Annotated in this window: 4 protein-coding genes and 1 pseudogene; 2 read left to right on the plus strand and 3 right to left on the minus strand. The window is 74.6% G+C overall.

All coding sequences use genetic code 11. The annotated features are described in order from the left end of the window. Positions 1-874 (plus strand): annotated as a pseudogene (locus JNW91_RS30025) (phosphotransferase family protein); the annotation flags it as partial. Between the two features lie 182 nt (positions 875-1,056). Beyond that, on the plus strand, positions 1,057-1,323 hold the full coding sequence (gene rpsT / locus JNW91_RS30030; protein ID WP_109818418.1) for a 30S ribosomal protein S20: 267 nt from the start codon (positions 1,057-1,059) through the stop codon (positions 1,321-1,323). Between the two features lie 99 nt (positions 1,324-1,422). Here rpsT and JNW91_RS30035 read toward each other — a convergent pair whose 3' ends face one another. From JNW91_RS30035 to JNW91_RS30045, 3 genes are all read right to left on the minus strand, one after another. Next, positions 1,423-1,845, minus strand: coding sequence for a hypothetical protein (locus tag JNW91_RS30035; protein ID WP_203178872.1), 423 nt, complete (start codon positions 1,843-1,845; stop codon positions 1,423-1,425). Beyond that, positions 1,842-2,822: a DNA polymerase III subunit delta gene (gene holA / locus JNW91_RS30040; RefSeq protein WP_203178874.1), complete on the minus strand. Its 981-nt coding sequence runs from the start codon at positions 2,820-2,822 to the stop codon at positions 1,842-1,844. The genes JNW91_RS30035 and holA overlap by 4 nt, the downstream gene beginning before the upstream one ends. 167 nt (positions 2,823-2,989) lie before the next feature. Then, positions 2,990-4,188: ComEC/Rec2 family competence protein (locus tag JNW91_RS30045; protein WP_203178873.1), on the minus strand; the 1,199-nt coding region annotated here is incomplete at its 5' end.

A 4,188-nucleotide genomic window follows, 5' to 3' on the forward strand; every position in this document is an offset into this window, starting at 1 on the left:
GTGGTCGCCGCGCGGGTCGCGGGCGCGGGCTTCACCCGGGGCTTCGCCGCCGTGCTCGACACCGCCGACGGCGGCCGGGCCTTCGTCAAGGCGGCACCCGCCGTCGAGCAACCGCGCCTGGTCGACTCGTACGCCCGGGAGGCCGCGATCCTCGACCGGCTGCCGGCCGACCTGCCGGCGCCCCGCCCCCGGTGGACGCTGTACGAGGCCGGCTGGTTCGTGCTCTGCACCGACGCCGTCGACGGTCACATCCCTCGGCTGCCCTGGACGCCCGTCGAACTGGAGGCCACGCTCGCCGGGTACGCGCAGGTCGCCGCGGCCCTGGCCGACCCGCCGGCCGGGCTGACCGCGCTCGGGCTGCCGCACCTGGCCGACCTGGCCCGCTCGGACATCCTGTGGTGGGAGGAGGTCGCCGCGGGCCGGGAGCCCTCACCACCGGTGCCGGCACCGGTGCGGGGGACGGCTGCCCGAGCTGGTGGCGCTGGAGGCCCGCCTCCCCGGGTACGCCGCCGAGGCGACCGGGCTGATCCACGGCGACCTGCGGGTGGACAACGTGCTGATCGGCGCGGACGGCCGGGCCTGGTTCTGCGACTGGACCTGGGTCTGCTCCGGGCCGCCCTGGTGGGACGTGGCGGGCCTGCTGCTCACCGCGTACGCCGGCGGGCTGGACGCCGACGGGCTGTTCGCCACGCACCCGGCCTGCGCGGGCGCACCCCCGGACGCGCTGGACGCCACGCTGGCCGCGTTGGCCGGCTACTACCTGACCGGCGCCGCGGCGGCACCCGTGACAGCCTCGCCACACCTGCCCGCACACCAGCGGTGGAGCGGCGAGCAGGCCCTGGACTGGCTGGCCCGCCGGCAGGGCTGGCGGTGACGGCGGCCGGACGGGCCGGGGCGTAGTCTGGCCGCGACGGGCCGGGTCCGTCCGCGCGATGACCGAGCCGTTTTGGCTCGTCCCGGGCGACCTGGTAGCCTGGCTCTTCGCGCAGCGATGACGCATGTTCGTCATCACGCGCACAAGCTGACCAACCCGAGCTATCAAGACGAGGCTGTCGCGTGGCGAACATCAAGTCCCAGATCAAGCGCAACCGGCAGAACGAGAAGGCCCGGCTGCGCAACAAGTCGGTCAAGTCGTCGCTGAAGACCGCCGTCCGGAAGTTCAACGAGGCTGCCGAGGCCGGTGACGTCGAGAAGGCCACCGCGCTCATGCAGGACGCCTCTCGCAAGCTGGACAAGGCCGTCAGCAAGGGCGTGATCCACTCCAACCAGGCCGCGAACCGCAAGTCCGCGATCGCGAAGCGCGTGGTGGCGCTTTCCGCCTGACGATCACCGTCAGATCGACTCGGAAAGCCCCGGACTCCGGTCCGGGGCTTCCGTGTGTCCGCGGACGGTCGACGGCCTGCCCGCAAACCGGCCGGCACCTCAGTCCGACGAGTCGGCGCGGCGGGTCGGCGCCACGGGGTCGGCGCTGATCACCACGCCGGTCACGCCGTGCGAGATCCACTCGACCCGGGCGCGGCCGACGACCGGTTCCATCTGTCGGCGGAAGCGGTCCCGTTCCTGCTCGGGCACGAGCGCGGCGGACCGCACCACGACCGCGGCCACCACGTCGTTGAGCTTGACCATCGCCGCCACCACGGCGGGCAGCACCAGCACCGCCCACCAGGTGACCAGCTCGGCGAGGGCGAGCAGCACCGCCAGGGCGATGGTGCCCTCGAAGAAGAGGAAGCAGAGCACTCCGCCGGGGTTGACGAACCGCAGGCCGAGGAGTCGGGCGTACAGCGGCCGGTAACGCTCCTCCTCGGCGGGGATGGTGGCCCACGCCGTGCGGTTCGGCCCCGTCACCGGGCGCTGCCCTGCCGGGCCGCCGCGACCGAGAAGACGGCGCGCTCCAGGGCGTACGCCCGGTCGTCGGAGCCGCCCTTGACCGCCGCGTTGCACTCGGCGGCGACCTGCATGGCCCGGACCAGACCCTCCGGCGTCCAGCCACGCCCCTGCCGCTGTGCGCGCTCGATCTTCCAGGCCGGCATCCCGAGGCTGCTGGCGAGCTGGTACGGGTTGCCCCGCCCGGCCGACGCCACCCGGGCCACCGTGCGCACCCCGTCGGCCAGGGCGTCGGCGATGGGCACCGGGTCGACGCCGACGTGCAGGGCCCAGCGCAGCGCCTCCAACGCGGCCGGCACGTCGCCGACCATGGTGGCGTCCGCCACCGTGAAGCCGGTCACCTCGACCCGGCCCCGGTAGTAGCGGGAGACCGTATCGGCGCCGATCCGCCCGTCGGTGTCGGCGATCAGTTGGGAGCAGGCGGCGGCCAGCTCACGCAGGTCGTTGCCGACGGCCGCGATGAGCGCCTCGGCGGCGTCGTCGGTGCACTTGCCGCCGGCCCGGCGGATCTCGTCGCGGACGAAGGCCACCCGGTCGCGGTGCCCCTTGAGCTTGGCCGCCGGGACGACCGTCGCGCCGGCCGCCCGCAGCCCGTCGGCGAACGCCTTGCCCTTGGCGCCGCCCAGGTGCAGCACCAGCAGTTGCACCTCCGGGTCGGGGTTCTTGGCGTACGCGAGCAGGGCGGTGACCAGGTCCTTGCGGGCGTCCTGGCCGGAGCGCAGGATCAGCAGCCGCCGCCCGCCGAACAGCGACGGGCTGAGCATCTCGGCGATCTCGCCGACGGTGAGCGCGCTGGCCTGGTACTCGCGGACGTCCACCTCGGGGTCGACAGCGCGAACCTTCGCGACAGCTTCGGTGACCGCGCGCGTGGCGAGCAGTTCCTCGTCACCGAGGACGAGCAGAATGGGGGCGAGGCTGGCGGGGGTCACGCCGCCCATATTCGCACGGCCCACGGCGGGATCGTGCCTGCTCATGCGGCGCTCAGTCGGCGCAGCCCGCAGACAGTGCAAATCCAGACATTTATCGCAATTGACCATCTAATTGGCAATTGGCCCGCCAATTGATCCGTAGCTGTGCAATTTCCACCACGCTCCCCCCGGCCCGCTCATGGTGAGCGCCCTGGCGGCAACCCCCGACGCACCACGGCCAGGCCGGCGCCGGTCCGGATCGCCGCCACGTCACCGTCGGTGTCGGTCCGCAGCACCCGGGCGCCGCCCCTGCTCAGCCGGGCGAGCAGCCCCGGGTTCGGGTGCCCGTACGTGTTGCCGGCGCCGACCGGCACCAGCGCGACGGCGGGCCGGACGGCGTCGAGAAACCCCGGATCCTGGTACGCCGAACCGTGGTGGGCGACCTTCAACACGTCCGCGCGCAGTTGCCCGGGCGCCGCCCGCGCCAGCACCGCGTGTTGCTCCTCGGTCTCCGCGTCGCCGGGCAACAGGATCCGCACCCCGGCGACCGTGGCGCGCAGCATCAGCGAGTTGTTGTTCGGGTCGGATCTGGTGCCGGCGAGGGGGTACGGCGGGCCGAGCACGAGCAGGTCGACCGCGCCGACGGAAAGGCGGGCACCGGCCACGGTGGTCAGCAGCGCGGCCCGCCCGCCGGTCGCCGCCGCCCGGACCAGGTCCCGCCCGCTCTCCGCGTGGGCGGTCGGTGGAACCAGCACGGCACCCACCCGTCGCCCCCGGAACACCCCGGCCACCCCACCCACGTGGTCGGCGTGGAAGTGGCTGACCACCAGGAGCGGCACCTCCCGTACGCCGAGCCGGCGCAGGCAGCCGTCCACCGCTCCCGGCTCCGGCCCGGCGTCCACCACCACGGCCCGGCCGGGGGCGACCGGCAGCACCAGGGCGTCGCCCTGACCCACCGCGCAGGCCACCACCACCCACCCCGGCGGCGGCCAGCCGGCAGCCACCAGTCGAACCGGAAGGGCACCCAGCACTGCGGCGACCCCGACGACCGCCACCAGCCGCCGGACGACTTGCCGACGCACCGCGACCAGCAGCGCGACGGTCAGCACGGCCAGCAGCAGGGCTCCCGTTGCCCCGTCCGGCCAGGGCAGGGTGCCGCCGGGCAGCCGGGCGCCGTGGCGGGCGATGACGACCAGCCACCAGGCCGGCCAGCTCGCCAGCCAGGCGGCGAACTCCGCGCCGGCCGGCCACAGCGGCGACACCGTTGCCGCCACCACGCCCAGGATCGTCGCCGGGGCGATGGCCGGCACCGCCAGCAGGTTCGCCGGCACCGCCACCAGGCTGACCGTGCCCCGAGAGGGCCCCGCCCACGACCCGGCCCCGCAGGCCAGTTGCG

Origin of the sequence: Micromonospora parastrephiae, from assembly GCF_016802865.1 — a bacterium.
Lineage (GTDB): Bacteria > Actinomycetota > Actinomycetes > Mycobacteriales > Micromonosporaceae > Micromonospora > Micromonospora parastrephiae.

Excerpts from the sequence above, each read along its gene's own strand:
- holA (WP_203178874.1), bottom strand. The coding sequence starts at position 2,822 with ATGGGCGGCGTGACCCCCGCCAGCCTCGCCCCCATTCTGCTCGTCCTC.